Annotated in this window: 1 protein-coding gene; it reads left to right on the plus strand. The window is 68.3% G+C overall.

The annotated features are described in order from the left end of the window. The first annotated feature begins 206 nt into the window (after positions 1–206). The gene (locus AB0G02_RS39580) at positions 207–1,400 is read left to right on the plus strand and encodes a hypothetical protein (RefSeq protein WP_360805476.1); all 1,194 of its coding nucleotides are present in this window, start codon (positions 207–209) and stop codon (positions 1,398–1,400) included. The last annotated feature ends 140 nt before the right edge of the window (positions 1,401–1,540 follow it).

The raw sequence follows: 1,540 nt of genomic DNA on the forward strand, positions 1-1,540 counted from the left end.
CCCGGTCCCGTCGCACCGCGGGGAATCGAAGGCCTGTGCGATCCGGCGAAGCCGACCGTCCGACCCGGATATGCTGCCGCTGAAGACACTTCGGGCAGAAAGCAGGATTATCGATGACGAGCGCATCGGCCGGGTCCGGCAACGGCGGTAGAAAAGCAGGCGAAAAGCACGGACAGAGGTCAGCAGAACTGCTCCTGGAGTTAGCCGTGCCGCAGGTGTTCACCTGTCCCGACCCGGACCTGAACAACTCGTTGATGGCCAGGTTCGAGAAGGAGATCGACGCCTCGCCCCGGTTCCGGAAGTACGTCCTCTTCCTCGGTGCGATCGAGGTCGAGCGCATTCCGGCCGGGGCCGGGGAAATACCGTCCCCCGATGACGTCAGGTTGATCGACCTGCCGTCCAGGATCGAGGCGGAGGATTTCCCCGGGACGCCCGCGCACATGATCGCCACGAACCAGAACGGGTTCGAGATGGTCGAGGCCGCCGAGGCCGCCCCGGACCTCATCCGCAGCACCATGCTCACGATGGCCAGGGCCCGCCAGTTCGAGTACCTGCACGCGAGCGGGATCCCGTGGGAGGAGTGGAAGGTCCTGGTCGAGGTCCACTACTACCGGGAACGCTCGAAGATCACCTCGGAGTTCCACCGGGACACGTTCGGGGAAACCCTCTTCGTCAATCTCGCCTACGCCACGTCGCACCCGATCGCCGGGCCGGAGTACATCCTCAACCCACCGGTCGTCGGGGAGCACGAGGAGCAGATCGCGAGAACGCTGCCGAAGGAATTCCTCGACGACCTCGGCCGGGTTCGCGGCAAACTCGGGGAACCGGACGTCATCGACGTGGTCACGGTCCCGCCGAACGGCGTCGTGGCGTTCGTGGACGAGGCGGTCAACCACATGACCCCGCACTACGGACACCGGACGGTGAAGGGGAGCGAGGTCGAGGCTTTCCTGCGCAGGCGGCACGGCGACGACCGGGTCGAGGACGCCTTGGCCGCCTACCGTGATCTGGCCAAGAAAAAAGCCTCCCTCGGCGCACCCCTCCGTTCGCTCGTGTCCACGCCCAAGCCCTTCTCCGGTTACCTGAAGGTGATCCCGCCCGAGGAGGCGGACACGTGGTTTCACCTGGCCGAGTTGATCGGCAAGTCGAACGAGAAGTTCGCCCGACCCCACCTCCTCGACGCCGGAATGAGCGAGCAGCACATCGACGAGCTGCTCGCCGAATCCAGGGACTGGCAGGGTTACCAACAGGTCTCCATCCCCGGCGCGCAGGCGGCGCCCGCGGCCCGGACACCGCTCAAGCGGCAGATGAGCGCGAACGCGCTCAAGGGCCAGGTGCCGGCCGAGGTGACCGGCGACCGCCGCTTCTTCCGGATCAACGTCCGCATCGTCCGGCGCTGACCGGCGCTCCGCCTCGGAGCCGGGAACGGGTGGTGTCGACCGGCGGGACCCCGCGGGGCGGGTCGGGCGGGGGCCCGCGCGCGCCCCGGGGGGGGGGGCGCGGCCCCCTCTTACCACCGCGGCGGGCCCGCGCGGCGCCC

This window comes from Actinosynnema sp. NPDC023658 (assembly GCF_040639995.1).
GTDB lineage: Bacteria > Actinomycetota > Actinomycetes > Mycobacteriales > Pseudonocardiaceae > Actinosynnema.